Below are 14,959 nucleotides of genomic sequence, written 5' to 3'. Positions count from 1 at the left end.
GCTATTTTGGGAACTAAAGTAGAAAAATTAACAAACTTATAGTGAGTAATAGCATAAAAAAAACCTGAGCACAGTCTCAGGTTTTTTATTATAGCTAGACAAAGTCTAGCTATAAAAACCATACGCTTTGCGTATGGAACAGAAAAGCTTAAGCGGTGAGCAGAACAAAACATCCTCCTATAATGAACAAGGCTGACAACCAAAATTCAACATATAGGAGGATAAGTCATGGCAAGTAAATCCAATGACGATTCAAGTCTATCACACACAAGATGGAACTGTAAGTACCACATAGTCTTTATCCCTAAGTATAGGAGAAAAGCAATTTATGGAAAATTGCGAGTTGATATAGGAGGGATACTAAGACAATTATGTCACTACAAGAATGTAGAGATAATAGAGGCATATGCAATGAAAGAGCATATCCATATGCTGTTAAGGATACCTCCGAAACTGGCCGTTTCAAGTTTTATGGGGTATTTAAAAGGTAAGTCATCGCTAATGATATTTGAAAGACATGCAAATTTGAAATATAAGTATGGGAATCGAAATTTTTGGGCGAAAGGCTATTATGTAAGTACAGTAGGTTTAAATACAAAAATTGTAGAGGAATATATCCGAAATCAGGAAAAGGAAGATATGATTCAGGATAATTTATCGAAGAAAGAATATATGGACCCCTTTAAGGGGTAGGCAACAGAGTTATTGAACGGTTGTCAGAATTCACATGCCCCTTGAGGGGCATGTGAAGTACTAGGCCCTTATAGGGTGGCCTAAAAACCGCCCGTTTTACGGGCGGATTGTTATTATATATTGTTGGATTAGGCTTCCATTGGCACTTCCATAAGTAAAATCTCAGCATCACTTGATGCAACGATATCTAGGTTATTAGTATCCCATACACCTAATCCATCACGCTCATTGAGATCAATGCCTGCGACATTCGCTTGTCCTTTGATAACAAAGGCATACACGCCATTACCTGCTTTATTTAGAGAGTAATTTTTAGCAATACCTTTATCAAATTTTGCTAGCGAAAACCACGCATCTTGATGAATCCAAACACCTTCATCATCTGGATTTGGTGATAGAATTTGTTGGAAATCATTTGGTTTTGCATTATCCGCAATTGTAATTTGTTGATAGCGAGGCTCAACATTGCGTTTATTTGGGATAACCCAAATTTGTAAAAATTTTACTGGGATATCAGCGTTCGGATTCATTTCACTGTGTGTAACCCCTGTACCAGCAGACATCACTTGAATGTCACCATTGCGAATAATACTGCCATTTCCCATGCTATCTTTATGCGCTAAATCTCCACTTAATGGAATAGAAATAATTTCCATATTATTGTGTGGGTGGGTACCAAATCCCATTCCCCCTTCAACGAAGTCATCATTAATAACTCTTAATACGCCGAAATTAACACGACTAGGATCATAGTAATGACCAAAACTAAAAGTGTGTTTGCTTTTTAACCAACCGTGATCTGCATTACCACGACTATTTGCTGAGTGATAGATAGTTTTCATTCTTTTCCCTTAAAATTAATTTTTTACCAAAACGTTGTGTATTATATCTTTTCATTTTTAGAGAATAAACATCTTTATTATTGATAATCTTTAAACTAATGGCGAATAATATTAAGTCAAGGATGTCACCTTATATGCTAAAAAGCATGCTAGCGTAATGAAATTTCGTGATCTCTTTCTCAAAATGAGAAAAAACAAATCATTATGACAATTATGAACGGGATTCAACATTTTCCATTCATATTGTTATGGTTAAATGCGACTATGTTTACTTTATCAAGGGATTTTTTCGGATGGAGCACGTTAATTCAACACCACCTGCTCGCCCTCTGTTAGAAATGAAAGGTATTGCCAAGCGCTTTGGTACTTTTTATGCGCTACAAGATGTGGATTTATCCATTTATCGTGGTGAAATCCATGCATTGATGGGGGAAAATGGGGCGGGTAAAAGTACCTTAATGAAAATTCTCGCTGGAGCGTACACCGCTTCTGCGGGTGAGATCTTAATTGACGGTGAACCGTTTCCTATTTCCTCGCCAAAAGATGCGATTAAAGCCGGTATTACCTTGATTTATCAAGAAATCCACCTTTCACCTAATTTAACTGTGGCAGAAAATATTTTTCTTGGTTGTGAGATTAAAACTCTGTTTGGTCTCGATCGTAAAACCATGGCAGAAGAGTCACAGAAAGTACTTGATCGTTTAGGCGCACAGTTTTTAGCGACGCAAAAAGTCTCATCTTTAACGATCGCAGAACAGCAACAAGTGGAAATTGCCCGTGCCTTATATCGAAAAAGTCGTATTCTCGTGATGGATGAGCCGACTGCGGCGTTGTCTTCTCGTGAAACGGAACGACTGTTTGCCTTAGTGAAAAAATTACGTGATGAGGGAATGGCGATCATTTATATCAGTCACCGTATGGCAGAAATTTATGAGCTTGCTGACCGTGTTAGCGTGCTACGCGATGGTAAGTATGTCGGTTCTCTAACCCGCGATAACTTGGATTCCGCTACTCTCGTACAGATGATGGTAGGACGCCCGTTAACTGACTTATTTAATAAAGAGAAAGTGCCTGTTGGGGAAGAGGTTCTACGAGTAGAAAATTTATCCGATGGACACAAACTTAAAGATGCCTCTTTGGTTATTCGTGCCGGTGAGATTGTCGGATTGTCTGGATTAGTGGGCGCGGGACGCTCTGAGCTCGCACATTTACTCTTCGGCGTGAAACGCGCAACGAAAGGCAAAATCTATTTGAGTGGCGGTGAAATCAGTTTTTCTTCACCACGAGAGGCGATCGCTCATCATGTAGCCTTGTTGCCAGAAAACCGTAAAGAAGAAGGCTTATTTTTAGATCTCAATATTCTCAAAAATGTCACGATGGCGACTTTAGAGCGTGATGCCACGATGTTAGTGATCGACCAAAATAAAGGCAAGCAAACCACGCAAGCGGCGATTGAAGGATTGAAAATGCGTGTGCCGAGTGCGAATGTCAATGTCAGTGGCTTATCTGGTGGGAATCAACAAAAAGTCTTGTTATCACGCTGGGCGGCAATTGAACCGAAGCTATTCATCATGGACGAGCCAACGCGCGGTGTGGATGTCGGGGCGAAAAGTGAAATTTATCGCATGATGATTGAAATGGCGAAGAAAGGGGTCGCGATTTTAATGATTTCCAGTGAGTTGCCTGAAATTGTGGGTATGAGCGATCGCGTTTATGTCATGCGTGAGGGCTATACCGTGGGTGAATTAGAAGGCGATGACATTAATCAAGAGCGTATCATGGCATTTGCTTGTGGCGCACAATCATAATAAAGAGATAAAAAGAACATCATTTAGGAGAAGTAACCATGGGAACAACACAACCGGTTAAACCGGGTTTTAAAAAACTGGCAATTGCAGATGCGATGCAGGCAATGGGGATTTTACCCATCTTGATTTTAATTGTGATCGTGTTTTCTTTTGTGGCACCAAACTTTATGACAGAAGCCAATATGATGAATATTACTCGTCAGGCATCAATTAATATTGTGTTAGCCGCAGGGATGACATTTGTGATTTTAACGGGCGGGATTGACCTTTCCGTTGGTTCGATTTTAGGGGTGACGGCGGTGATTGGACTGGTTACCTCGCTCAATCCCGCATTGGCAGAATTTGCGGTCCCGTTAGCGTTACTCGCGGGTTTAGGTATGGGGGTATTTAATGGTTTATTAGTTGCGTATGCAGGTCTACCTCCATTTATTGTCACACTAGGTACATATACTGCATTACGTGGCGCGGCCTATTTAGTAGCAGATGGGACAACGGTGATCAACTCTAAAATCTCATTCAGTTGGATAGGAAATGGTTATCTTGGTTCGATACCTTGGCTAGTGATTATCGCCTTTGCCGTGATTGCCGTATGCTGGTTTATTTTACGTCGCACGACGTTAGGCACCCATATTTATGCGGTCGGGGGGAACTTGCAAGCTGCACGTTTAACAGGTATCAAAGTCTCTTTAGTCTTAATCTTCGTTTACGCTGCCAGCGGATTATTATCTGGCTTAGGCGGCGTAATGAGTGCATCTCGTTTGTATAGCGCCAATGGTAATCTTGGTGTAGGCTATGAACTTGATGCAATTGCAGCCGTTATTTTAGGTGGCACGAGTTTCGTGGGCGGTATCGGAACCATTACGGGGACGCTCATCGGTGCATTAATTATTGCGACTTTAAATAATGGTATGACTTTAATGGGAGTGTCATATTTCTGGCAGCTCGTTATTAAAGGTGGGGTAATCATCGTGGCAGTATTGATCGACAAATACCGTACCCGTTCAGCTTAAACAACATCCAATATAGGAGACGTTATAATGAAATTAAAAACATTAGCAGTATCTTTAATGTTAGCCATGGCACCTTTTGCACAAGCGAAAGAGTTAAAATCGATCGGTGTGACCGTTGGTGATCTCGCTAACCCATTCTTCGTACAAATTGCGAAAGGGGCTGAGTTAAAAGCAAAAGAGCTTGCTGGCGACAAAGTAAACGTTGTTTCTGTATCCAGTGGTTACGATTTAGGTCAACAAGTGGCACAAATCGATAACTTCATCGCGGCAAAAACCGACATGATTATCCTTAACGCAGCGGACTCTAAAGGGATTGGACCTGCTGTAGAGCGTGCACGTAAAGCCGGTATTGTGGTAGTGGCAGTTGACGTGGCAGCGGATGGCGCGGACGCAACAGTCACTTCAAATAACTACCAAGCGGGTGAAATTGCTTGCCAAACTATCGTTGAAAAACTTAACGGTAAAGGGAATGTGGTGATCATCAATGGACCACCAGTATCTGCAGTACAAGATCGTGTACAAGGTTGCCAAGATGTATTTGCTAAACACGCGGACATCAAAGTGTTATCACATAACCAAAATGCGAAAGGTAGCCGTGAAGGTGGTTTAGAAGTGATGACTTCATTATTAATTGCACATCCGAAAATTGATGCGGTGTTCGCCATCAATGACCCAACGGCGATTGGTGCAGATTTAGCTGCAAAACAAGCACAACGTAATGAGTTTTTCATTATGGGTGTGGACGGCTCGCCAGATGGTGAAGAAGCCTTGAAATTATCAGATAGCTTATTCCGTGGTACACCAGCACAAGATCCACAAGTGATGGCAGCGGAAGCGGTGAAAATTGGTTACGATATTTTACAAGGCAAACCAGCACCGAAAGACCCCGTGTTAATTCCTGTACATTTAATTACACGTGATAACATTAAAGATTATAAAGGTTGGACTGTGAAGTAATTACCTGATTCCCCCTCCTGAGTTTGGGAGGGGGCTTATTATTTGTGGTTAAACATGCGACATTAACAGCGCTCAACCGCGACGGCAAATAAATAACCCATGCCGCGAACAGTTTGAATATAAGTTGGTGCCTTGGGGTTAGGCTCAATTTTTTTACGTAACCGCATAATGAGCACGTCGACAGTGCGGTCAAAAATTTCTAAGCTTTCCGTGTGTGTCAGTTCAAGTAACTTTTCACGAGAAAGGACTTTTTGTGCATGAGAAACTAAGGCGTGTAATAAGGTGTATTCTCCTTGCGTCAGCTCAATATCCACTTTTTGTGGCGAATATAATTTCCGATTTTGTGTATCTAGCACCCAATGATGAAAAGTAAAACCTTGATGTGAGGCGCTGGTTGAAAAAGGTTGTGGCTGATGGCGACGTAACGCGACTTTCGCTCTTGCAACGACCACGCGAGGATAAAAGGGTTTGGAGATGTAGTCATCAGCACCCATTTCTAAGCCAACAACAATATCGGATTCAGAATCTAGCCCACTTAACATAATCACAGGGGCAGTGGTCAGGCTTTTTAAACGCTGTAAGAGAATTAATCCATTTACATCAGGCAGAATTAAATCAAGAAAAATTAATGAAAAGTGCGGAGTCGATTGCAACAAAGCTAACGCTTGCTGACCGGTTTGAGCCGTCATAACAGTATAGCCATGTTCCTCAAAAATATCGGTAAGCAATTCACAAACTTGAACATCATCATCAATGACAAGAAGAGAAGTATTTTGTTGCATTTGTATATCCATGCCTTAAATAGATTATTTTTTAAGTATATATAATTTCTAACAGAAAGAGTATTCATCAATAAACAAAATCTAAAACGATGAGGTAGTTATGCGTATTGGCATCGATCTGGGTGGCACGAAAATTGAAGTGATCGCCCTTTCTAATGAAGGCAAAGAGTTATTCAGAAAACGAGTACCTACACCAAGAGGGTCTTATGAAGCAACATTAGCTGCAATTAAAGGGCTGGTAGATGATGCGGAACAAGCAACGGGACAAACAGGTACGGTGGGTATTGGCATTCCAGGGACGATTTCGCCGTTTAGTCATAAAGTGAAAAATGCTAATTCCGTGTGGTTAAATGGTCAACCATTAGACAAAGATCTTTGTCGCTTACTGGGACGCGAAGTCCGTATTGCCAATGATGCAAATTGCATGACAGTATCCGAAGCCACAGACGGTGCAGGAGCAGGAAGTGCGGTCGTGTTGGCGTTAATTTTAGGAACAGGATGCGGTTCAGGCATTGTGATTCATGGTAAACCACATCATGGTGGTAATGGTATCGGGGGAGAATGGGGACACAATCCTTTGCCTTGGATGGACGATGAAGAAAAAGCCGTTGCGCAACAAACACCATGTTATTGTGGTAAACACGGTTGTATTGAACAATTTGTGTCAGGCACAGGGCTGTGTGATGATTATGAGCGTCGTTCGGGAAAACGTTTGAAAGGAGATGAGATTCTTGCTTTAGCTGAGCAAGGCGATACGCTAGCCGAACAATCCTTCCAAGCTTATGAACGTCGCTTGGCGAAAGCGTTGTCCTCTTATGTCAATATGCTCGATCCTGATGTGATTGTCTTCGCAGGTGGTGTGTGTAATGTTGATAGACTTTACACCAATGTGCCTAAGCTGATGCCACAGTATATTTTTGGTCATGAGTTCCATACTCCTATTCGCAAGGCATTACATGGTGATTCCAGTGGCGTGCGTGGTGCGGCATGGCTATGGCCACTGGAAAAATAAAATTTCGTTAAATTGACCGCACTTTGATGGGGTTTCTCTAAGGGGGATAAGCGATGAAACGTTCTGAAATTAACCAAGTATTAGGCGAATTTAAGGCATTGATGCAACGTCATTGTTTTTATTTGCCCGAATTTGCAGATTACCGTTTGGCGGATTGGAAACTCGCCGATTTAGTAAGCCAACAAGAAGTATTAGATGCGCGTCTTGGTTGGGATGTCACGGATTTCAATTTGAATGATTTTGCGAAATATGGTTTAACGTTATTTACTATTCGTAATCAATCTCCCACTAATCAGAAACCCTATGCGGAAAAAATTATGATGGTAAAAGAGGGGCAAGTCACCCCGATGCATTACCATTGGAAAAAGATGGAAGATATTATTAATCGAGGTGGTGGTACCTTGGTGATTCGTTTGTATCGACGTGATGAACAAACGGATTTGTTAGATGAAAAATCGACTATTCAAGTGGCGGTGGATGGCAAGCAGATCACGGTCAATGCAGGTGGTTTAGTCAAACTTAAACCGGGACAAAGTATTTGTTTAACCCCTTTCTTGTATCATAGCTTTTGGGCTGAGGATGGTGTGGTATTAGCAGGGGAAGTGTCTATGGCAAATGACGATTTAACCGATAATCGTTTTTTAGCACAGTTGGGTCGTTTTTCACACATTGAGGAAGATGAACCCCCTCTTCATTTACTTTGTAGTGATTACCCTCAGTATTTAGCAGGAGCATAACATGGGATTATTGAACTTAAAGTCAATGCTTTCCATCGCAAATCAACATCAATTTGCGGTCGGGGCATTTAATGCGATTGACTCAAATTTTATTGATGCAGTGTTTACTGCAGCACAACAAAATCAGTCACCGGTAATTATTAATGTGGCTGAAGTGCATTTAACGTATATTGATTTAGAATCCACCGCTGAATATATCAAGAAAAAAGCTATGTTAGCAGGTGTCCCCGTGTGCTTAAATTTAGATCATGGATTGACGTTTTCCACCGTTGAGCGTGCAATTAAATGTGGTTTTTCTTCCATTATGTTTGATGGCTCCTCACTTACTTACGCAGAAAATATTGCGCAAACTCGTAAAGTTGTCGAACTTTGTCAAAATTATGGTATTTCTGTTGAAGGTGAACTTGGTGCAGTGGGGGGAGATGAACATGGCGCGTTAGAAAGTTGTGCTGATGTGGCGCTTTATACCAATGTTGAACAGGCTGTGGAGTTTGTGCGCGAAACAGGCATTGATGCCCTCGCTGTTGCGATTGGGAATACCCATGGTAAATATAAAGGTGTACCTAAGTTAGATTTTGAACGTCTGGCGCAAATTCACCAAGCGGTTTCTGTCCCGTTAGTATTACACGGAGGTTCGGGATTAAGTGCTGACGATTTCCGCAAAACGATTCAACGTGGCATTTGCAAAATTAATTTCTTTACAGGCATGTCACAAGCGGCGTTACAGTCACTTGAAAAAGATATGCAACATACCGATCTCGAAACAAAATATCATTATTACCTGATTATGATGAACCGTATGCAACAGGCGATTTCTGACACAGTTGCAGAGCAAATGAACATCTTTAATAGCATCAATAAGGCGCATTTATATGCAACAACGTAATGGCATTCTCGCCATCGGTAATTTATTAGTGGATCGTGCCCTACTGATTTCGGATTATCCACAAGAGTCCATGTTAGCCACGATTTCTAACATGGAGCTCCATTGTGGCGGCGGTTGTACCAATGTGTTATTTAATTTGGCAAAACTTGATCCACGTTTACCGCTTTTTCTTGCCGGTGCCATTGGTCAAGATGGCGAAGGACAGTTGATTTTACAACAAGCTAAGCAGCATCATATTAATGTTGACAATGTAGTTCAGTTAGCTCTACCAACCTCATTTACTGATGTGATGATCAATTCACAAACTGGTGATCGTACGTTTTTCCATTACGTTGGCGCAATGGCAGAATATCAAGCAGCACATATTTTGCAAATTGATCATCCCGCGAAAATTGCCCACATCGCTTATTTACCGCTATTGCCTAAATTGCTTGATGTAGAGGTGTTAAAACACACGCTGACCAGTCTGCAACAAAAAGGCTTTCTCATTTCCATTGATTTAGTTTCCGTAGCGAATAAACAGATCTTTACTCAACAAATCCTGCCAATTTTGCCTTATGTGGATTATGTGATTATTAATGATATTGAAGCCAAATGGTTGACCAATTCAGAGGCATTCGCATCGAGCAAAACTGTGTTACAGCGCATGGCGGAGCAAATGATGGTATTGGGCGTGCGTGATACGGTGATCATCCATGAGCCTAAATGGGCTGTTGCAATGAATCAACAAGGTGAACAGGTTGCGATACCTTCGTACTGGGTAGAAAAACAAAATATCGTGAGTACCTTAGGGGCAGGTGATGCTTTCTGTACAGGGGTGCTTTATGGTTTACATCATGGCTTACCTTTAGTTGAAGTACTCAAACTCGGTCACGGGTTAGCGTACTTCAATTTATTCTCCATGTCCGCAACGGGCGGTGCAGTGAGTTATGAAACACTGCAACACTTTATTACAACACAAGAATCAAACCGTTGAAATGATGGTTAAAAAGATGATTTTAATCTAAATTCTTTTGGGGTTTTACCGTATTCTCTTTTAAAGACAGCATAAAAATATTGTAGTGAAGGATAGCCACATATTTCAGCGATTTCTTGAGTAGAAACGTCAGTAAAGCGTAACATATATTGCGCTCGACTGAGCTTTTCTTCATGAATAACTTGATGAATCGTCTTATCCATTTCTGTTTTAAAACGTTGTTCTAAATTTGAACGAGATATGCGTAAATGATCTAACACTTGTTCTGTCTTAATGCCTTGGCAAGCGCGATGGCGAATAAAATGCATCGCTTGAATAACGAAAGGATCTTGTAAAGAGCGATAATCCGTTGAGCGGCGTTCTTCTACACTGATGGGTGGGATTAAGATGGGCTTATGTGATACAGGCTGTCCACTGAGTTTTTGGTGAAGAAGTTTAGCTGCTTGATAACCAATTTGACTGGTTCCTTGTACAACAGAGGAAAGTGAGGTTCTTGATAAATATTGAATTAACTCTTCATTATCAATACCAATAATACAAAGCTCGTCAGGGACAACGATTTTGAGCTGTTCACAAGCTTGTAATAAATGCCTTGCTCGAGCATCCGTTACCGCAATAATCCCAGTGTGTTTTGCAAGTGTTTTTAACCATTCACAAAGCTTATTTTGTGATTCTAGCCAATTTTGTGAGTTCGTTTTATCTCCGAGATAATATTGAGGTTCATGCTCATAATGCCGCATTAAATGGATAAACGCATTTTGTCTTTCTAGTGACCAATGTTTTTCGCTTTCAGCAGGATAACCATAAAAAGCAAAACGATTAATTCCTTTTTGTTTTAGGTGAAGAAATGCGGTTTCGATTAGCGCATAATTGTCTGTTGCCACATAAGGCAGATCTGGATAATATGCCGGATTCTGGTATGAACCACCTACAGCAATAATGGGAACTTCAATGTTATGGAGCAATTCTGCAGTTTCAATATCATCAAAGTCAGCGATAATACCGTCAATGGATAAGTTTCGGATATCTTCTTTGTGGTAAACGAAATCATCTTCCATAAAAATATCCCATGTACATTGCGATGCTTGAATATACTGTCCAATACCTTTAATGACCCCACGATCATAAATCTTATTTGCATTAAACAGCAAGGCAACTTTGTAAGGTTGTTCTGACATTTTTATCTCCTTTGCTTGTTTCACTATAAGATAAAAAAATAAACTTAGCAAAATGATAAAAAGTCCACCGCACTTTCGTTAAGCCAAGCAAAGTGCGGTGGATTTGGAGAGGAATTAGAATGTAAATTACATTTTCTTTTTACTGATGGTATCAAGCCATACGGCAAGGAGTAGAATCCCACCTTTTACGATATATTGCCAGAAAGTCGGGACATCTAACATACTCATTCCATTATCAAGTAACGCGATAATAAATGCGCCTATTACGACACCATAAATCGTTCCGATACCACCAGCGAGACTGGCGCCACCAATCACACAAGCGGCAATGGCATCCAGCTCTGCATTTTGACCAGCAGAGGGCGCCCCAGCACCTAAACGCGCACTTAAGATTAAACCTGCAATCGCCACTAAAAAACCATTTAATGCAAAAATTGTCATTTTTACTTTTTCTACACTAATGCCAGATAATCTTGCTGCCTCAATATTGCCACCAATCGCATAAACATGACGACCAAAAGCGGTTTTTCTGGCTAGAAATGCACCAATGATAGTTAGTAAAGCGAGTACTAATACTGGAAATGGGACTCCTCGATAAGTATTTAATAAGTAAATTGCACCAAGGACTAAGATTGCGACTGTTGCATATGTGAGCGTTTCTTTCGTGACCGACTGTACAGGTAAATTCAGTTTTTGACGAGCTTTACGTTGATAGCCTCCCCAGACAATAAAACAGAACAGGACAAATGTAGCTAAGAGCATACCTAAAATATCTGGCAAATAGCCTTGTCCGATAGATGTCATGTCTGAACTAATTGGCGAAACTGTAGTGCCATTGGTTAAACCAATTAAAATCCCCCGAAAGGCTAACATACCGGCTAACGTGACGATGAAGGAAGGGACTTTCTGATAAGCGACCCACCAGCCATTCCATGCACCCAATATAAGTCCTAACATTAACGTAATTAAGATAGTTAGCGGTAATGGCCAATGCCACCAGACATTAGTAATAGCAGCAAAACCACCGAGTAGTCCCATTAAGGAACCTACGGATAAATCAATTTCTGCAGAGATAATAATAAACACCATCCCAATCGCTAAAATACCAGTAATTGATGTTTGACGTAGTAAATTTGATATATTTCTTGCACTTAAATAGGCACCGTCAGTTGCCAATGAGAAAAATGTCATAATGATCACGATGGCAATAAACATGATATAAACTTGTAAATTAATGGATTTTAATTTCTGCATTGATTACTCCTTAAGCGCCGCTTCCATGACTTGTTCTTGGGTCAGATTGCGATTAACAAGATCTGCTTTGATTTTTCCCTGATGCATGACTAAGATACGATCGCTGATGCCAAGTACTTCAGGTAATTCAGACGAAATGACAATAATCGCCATACCTTCTTTAGCAAGTTGGTTAATTAACTTATAAATTTCATATTTTGCACCTACATCAATTCCTCTTGTTGGCTCATCTAAGATCAAAATTTTAGGGTTTAATAGTAAACATTTTGCTAGAACAGCTTTTTGTTGGTTGCCTCCACTTAAGCGCCCGATTGCAAGTTGTGTTGATGATGTTTTGACTGTAAGTTTAGCAATGGATTGATTGATAATTGTTTCTTCAAGTGGTGCATTAATGATTTTTTTACGAAAGCAGAATTGGGGGAGTGATGAAAGGGTAATGTTGTGACCTACTCCCATGATTGGAATAATACCGTGTTTTTTACGATCCTCTGGCACCATGACAATCTGATTTGCAATAGCCTGAGCACAATTTTTAATCTGGATAGGCTGATTCTCAAGGAGAATATTGCCTTGATATTTTCCCGCATAGGAACCAAAAATGCATTGTGCCATTTCTGTACGTCCTGAACCAACTAACCCTGCTACACCAAGAATTTCACCTTTATGTAAGGAAAAATTTGCATTATCGACACGTTTAATATGTGTATTTGTTGGATGCCATGCTGTTAAATTTTCAACACGTAGAATTTCTTCGCCAATAGAATGGGGTTCGTGAGGATAAAGAGAGGTGATTTCTCTGCCAACCATCATAGAAATAATGTTATCTTCACTCATTTCTCTTGTCGGATGTGTACCAATATGTTCACCATCACGAATGATACAGATATTGTCGGAGATAGCTTTTACTTCGTTTAGTTTATGCGAGATATAAATACAGGCAATATTCTGAGCTTGCAGATCTTTAATAAGATTTAATAGAATTGCTGTTTCTTTTTCTGTCAGTGAGGCACTGGGTTCATCGAGGATAAGTAAACGAACTTTTTTATTTAGCGCTTTGGCGATTTCTACAAGCTGCTGTTGACCTAGACCGAGTTCTTTTACTTTTGTATTGGGATCGACATCCAATTGTACTTGTTGTAATAATGTTTTACAGCGAAGATACATTTCATTGTCATTGGTTAATCCTAGTTGTGTCATTTCATTACCCAAAAACATGTTTTCAAGAATAGACATATTCTTTACTAACGCGAGTTCTTGATGAATAATTGAAATGCCTTTTTCTTCCGTTTCTCTAATATTTTTTGCGATAAGACGCTCATTTAAAAAGTAAATTTCACCTTCATAGTCACCATATGGATAAATCCCACATAGCACTTTCATTAAGGTCGATTTGCCAGAACCATTTTCGCCACAGAGGGAAAGGACCTCTCCCATTTCTAGCGAAATGGAAATATTATTTAAAGCAACAACATCACCAAATTTTTTTGTGATGTTTTTCATTTCCAATAGTTTCGCCATAATCTATTTTTCCTTAAAAAGATGGTAGAAATAATCTACCACCTTGTTTGAGTCGAAAGAATTATTTATAAATTGCGGTTTTACTATGAAAACCATCTTTGATGACGGTGTCATCAATATTATCTTTTGTGACGATAACTGGCTCTAACAAGTAACTAGGGACTTCTTTTATGCCATTATTAAGTGCTGAATTGGACTCGATTTTTTGTTCTTTACCTAATTGGACGGCAATTTCGGCAGCTTTATTTGCCAACTTGGTAATCGGTTTGTAAACCGTCATGGTTTGTGAACCGTCAATAATGCGTTTAATTGCCGCTAAATCAGCATCCTGTCCAGAAATTGCAACTTTACCTGCTAATCCTTGAGCACTTAGTGCTTGGATTGCCCCGCCAGCAGTCGCATCATTTGATGCAACGACTGCGTCAATGTTATTTTTATTAGCCGTCAGAGCATTTTCCATAATTTGTAAGGCTTTTTCTGCTAACCAAGAATCAACCCATTGATCGCCTACTACTTTAACTTTGCCGCTATCAATATGTGGTTGTAATATTTTCATTTGCCCTTTTCGGAATAATTTCGCATTATTATCCACTGGTGAGCCTCCCATTAAGAAATAGTTCCCTTCGGGTTTTTTCTCAATAATACTTTGTGCTTGTAACTCACCGACTTTTTCGTTATCAAAAGAAACATAGAAATCAATGTCGGCATTATTAATTAACCGATCATAAGCTAATACTTTCACGCCTTCTTTCTTCGCTTCTGATATAACGTTACCCAATACTTCGCCATTAAATGGAATAATTACGAGTACATCAATATCCTTATTGAGCATATTTTCAATTTGAGAAATTTGTGCAGCTGCATCACCATTAGCAGATTGTACAAAGACTTTTGCCCCTAATTCTTCGGCTTTTTTTACAAAAATATCACGATCTTTTTGCCAACGTTCTAAACGTAAATCATCAATAGACATTCCGATTTTTAAATCTTTTGCCAACACAGTATTGTTTAAGAACATTAATGCAGCAGCAATCGCTAATAATGTGGATTTCATTTTCATAAGCCACCTCAAAGTCGTTAAATGAGTGATATTTTGAGTCGTCGTTGTTGACTCATGTCCAGTTTGAGCAGATTGCAAATGAAGTGCAATTATCAGATCTTGTAATAGCATTACGTTTTTTCTTTTTTGTGATATGAGCCACAATAACGAATAATCTAAAATCCGGAGTGAAGTAACATAATGTCTTTTATTAGCAATAAAAAAATCACCGTTCAACGCTATGAACGGTGATATCATTCCTCCTAA

14 protein-coding genes are annotated in these 14,959 nt (G+C 39.8%); 8 read left to right on the top strand and 6 right to left on the bottom strand.

Features of this window, described 5'->3' with window-relative positions; translation table 11 throughout:
- Nucleotides 1–228 precede the first annotated feature (228 nt).
- Nucleotides 229–693, top strand: coding sequence for an IS200/IS605 family transposase (gene tnpA, locus CKV69_RS07800; RefSeq protein ID WP_014325726.1), 465 nt, complete (start codon nucleotides 229–231; stop codon nucleotides 691–693).
- Between the two features lie 128 nt (nucleotides 694–821).
- On the opposite strand, the gene CKV69_RS07795 is transcribed toward tnpA, so the two are convergent.
- The gene (locus CKV69_RS07795) at nucleotides 822–1,535 is read right to left on the bottom strand and encodes a pirin family protein (protein WP_005752760.1); all 714 of its coding nucleotides are present in this window, start codon (nucleotides 1,533–1,535) and stop codon (nucleotides 822–824) included.
- Nucleotides 1,536–1,828: 293 nt separating this feature from the next.
- Here CKV69_RS07795 and CKV69_RS07790 point away from each other — a divergent pair, with 293 nt between their 5' ends.
- The 3 genes from CKV69_RS07790 to CKV69_RS07780 are packed head-to-tail and all read left to right on the top strand — an operon-like array spanning nucleotide 1,829 to nucleotide 5,310.
- On the top strand, nucleotides 1,829–3,343 hold the full coding sequence (locus CKV69_RS07790) for a sugar ABC transporter ATP-binding protein (protein WP_014326496.1): 1,515 nt from the start codon (nucleotides 1,829–1,831) through the stop codon (nucleotides 3,341–3,343).
- Nucleotides 3,344–3,381: 38 nt separating this feature from the next.
- Complete coding sequence (locus CKV69_RS07785; RefSeq protein ID WP_014326495.1) at nucleotides 3,382–4,353, top strand: ABC transporter permease subunit; 972 nt, start codon at nucleotides 3,382–3,384, stop codon at nucleotides 4,351–4,353.
- Between the two features lie 27 nt (nucleotides 4,354–4,380).
- The gene (locus CKV69_RS07780) at nucleotides 4,381–5,310 is read left to right on the top strand and encodes an ABC transporter substrate-binding protein (protein ID WP_005723986.1); all 930 of its coding nucleotides are present in this window, start codon (nucleotides 4,381–4,383) and stop codon (nucleotides 5,308–5,310) included.
- Between the two features lie 62 nt (nucleotides 5,311–5,372).
- Here CKV69_RS07780 and CKV69_RS07775 read toward each other — a convergent pair whose 3' ends face one another.
- Nucleotides 5,373–6,092, bottom strand: coding sequence for a response regulator (locus tag CKV69_RS07775; RefSeq protein ID WP_005717885.1), 720 nt, complete (start codon nucleotides 6,090–6,092; stop codon nucleotides 5,373–5,375).
- 100 nt (nucleotides 6,093–6,192) lie between these two features.
- Here CKV69_RS07775 and mak point away from each other — a divergent pair, with 100 nt between their 5' ends.
- From mak to CKV69_RS07755, 4 genes are read left to right on the top strand one after another with little or no spacing between them, the layout of a single operon-like run.
- Nucleotides 6,193–7,104 carry a fructokinase gene (gene mak / locus CKV69_RS07770; RefSeq protein WP_016504471.1) on the top strand — a complete coding sequence of 304 codons (912 nt, stop codon included), beginning with the start codon at nucleotides 6,193–6,195 and terminating at the stop codon, nucleotides 7,102–7,104.
- Between the two features lie 53 nt (nucleotides 7,105–7,157).
- Nucleotides 7,158–7,841: a D-lyxose/D-mannose family sugar isomerase gene (locus tag CKV69_RS07765; RefSeq protein WP_014326493.1), complete on the top strand. Its 684-nt coding sequence runs from the start codon at nucleotides 7,158–7,160 to the stop codon at nucleotides 7,839–7,841.
- 1 nt (nucleotide 7,842) lies between these two features.
- On the top strand, nucleotides 7,843–8,727 hold the full coding sequence (locus CKV69_RS07760; RefSeq protein WP_016504470.1) for a ketose 1,6-bisphosphate aldolase: 885 nt from the start codon (nucleotides 7,843–7,845) through the stop codon (nucleotides 8,725–8,727).
- On the top strand, nucleotides 8,714–9,703 hold the full coding sequence (locus CKV69_RS07755; RefSeq protein ID WP_005757571.1) for a carbohydrate kinase family protein: 990 nt from the start codon (nucleotides 8,714–8,716) through the stop codon (nucleotides 9,701–9,703). The genes CKV69_RS07760 and CKV69_RS07755 overlap by 14 nt, the downstream gene beginning before the upstream one ends.
- Before the next feature lie 8 nt (nucleotides 9,704–9,711).
- On the opposite strand, the gene CKV69_RS07750 is transcribed toward CKV69_RS07755, so the two are convergent.
- From CKV69_RS07750 to xylF, 4 genes are all read right to left on the bottom strand, one after another.
- On the bottom strand, nucleotides 9,712–10,881 hold the full coding sequence (locus CKV69_RS07750; RefSeq protein WP_005752634.1) for a XylR family transcriptional regulator: 1,170 nt from the start codon (nucleotides 10,879–10,881) through the stop codon (nucleotides 9,712–9,714).
- Between the two features lie 126 nt (nucleotides 10,882–11,007).
- Nucleotides 11,008–12,135, bottom strand: a complete 1,128-nt coding sequence (locus CKV69_RS07745) for a sugar ABC transporter permease (RefSeq protein ID WP_005752637.1) — start codon at nucleotides 12,133–12,135, stop codon at nucleotides 11,008–11,010.
- A 3-nt stretch (nucleotides 12,136–12,138) separates the two neighbouring features.
- The gene (xylG, locus tag CKV69_RS07740) at nucleotides 12,139–13,653 is read right to left on the bottom strand and encodes a D-xylose ABC transporter ATP-binding protein (protein ID WP_014326491.1); all 1,515 of its coding nucleotides are present in this window, start codon (nucleotides 13,651–13,653) and stop codon (nucleotides 12,139–12,141) included.
- Nucleotides 13,654–13,714: 61 nt separating this feature from the next.
- A complete protein-coding gene (xylF, locus tag CKV69_RS07735; RefSeq protein ID WP_005752640.1) occupies nucleotides 13,715–14,713 on the bottom strand; it encodes a D-xylose ABC transporter substrate-binding protein in 999 nt (332 codons plus the stop codon).
- Nucleotides 14,714–14,959 lie beyond the last annotated feature (246 nt).

This window comes from Pasteurella multocida (genome assembly GCF_900187275.1).
In the GTDB taxonomy this organism is placed as follows: domain Bacteria; phylum Pseudomonadota; class Gammaproteobacteria; order Enterobacterales; family Pasteurellaceae; genus Pasteurella; species Pasteurella multocida.
Note: the sequence above shows the minus strand (reverse complement) of the source record. Positions and strands in the feature narration are given on the sequence as shown.

Excerpts from the sequence above, each read along its gene's own strand:
- tnpA (WP_014325726.1), top strand. The coding sequence starts at position 229 with ATGGCAAGTAAATCCAATGACGATTCAAGTCTATCACACACAAGATGG.
- CKV69_RS07795 (WP_005752760.1), bottom strand. The coding sequence starts at position 1,535 with ATGAAAACTATCTATCACTCAGCAAATAGTCGTGGTAATGCAGATCAC.
- CKV69_RS07790 (WP_014326496.1), top strand. The coding sequence starts at position 1,829 with ATGGAGCACGTTAATTCAACACCACCTGCTCGCCCTCTGTTAGAAATG.
- CKV69_RS07785 (WP_014326495.1), top strand. The coding sequence starts at position 3,382 with ATGGGAACAACACAACCGGTTAAACCGGGTTTTAAAAAACTGGCAATT.
- CKV69_RS07780 (WP_005723986.1), top strand. The coding sequence starts at position 4,381 with ATGAAATTAAAAACATTAGCAGTATCTTTAATGTTAGCCATGGCACCT.
- CKV69_RS07775 (WP_005717885.1), bottom strand. The coding sequence starts at position 6,092 with ATGCAACAAAATACTTCTCTTCTTGTCATTGATGATGATGTTCAAGTT.
- mak (WP_016504471.1), top strand. The coding sequence starts at position 6,193 with ATGCGTATTGGCATCGATCTGGGTGGCACGAAAATTGAAGTGATCGCC.
- CKV69_RS07765 (WP_014326493.1), top strand. The coding sequence starts at position 7,158 with ATGAAACGTTCTGAAATTAACCAAGTATTAGGCGAATTTAAGGCATTG.
- CKV69_RS07760 (WP_016504470.1), top strand. The coding sequence starts at position 7,843 with ATGGGATTATTGAACTTAAAGTCAATGCTTTCCATCGCAAATCAACAT.
- CKV69_RS07755 (WP_005757571.1), top strand. The coding sequence starts at position 8,714 with ATGCAACAACGTAATGGCATTCTCGCCATCGGTAATTTATTAGTGGAT.
- CKV69_RS07750 (WP_005752634.1), bottom strand. The coding sequence starts at position 10,881 with ATGTCAGAACAACCTTACAAAGTTGCCTTGCTGTTTAATGCAAATAAG.
- CKV69_RS07745 (WP_005752637.1), bottom strand. The coding sequence starts at position 12,135 with ATGCAGAAATTAAAATCCATTAATTTACAAGTTTATATCATGTTTATT.
- xylG (WP_014326491.1), bottom strand. The coding sequence starts at position 13,653 with ATGGCGAAACTATTGGAAATGAAAAACATCACAAAAAAATTTGGTGAT.
- xylF (WP_005752640.1), bottom strand. The coding sequence starts at position 14,713 with ATGAAAATGAAATCCACATTATTAGCGATTGCTGCTGCATTAATGTTC.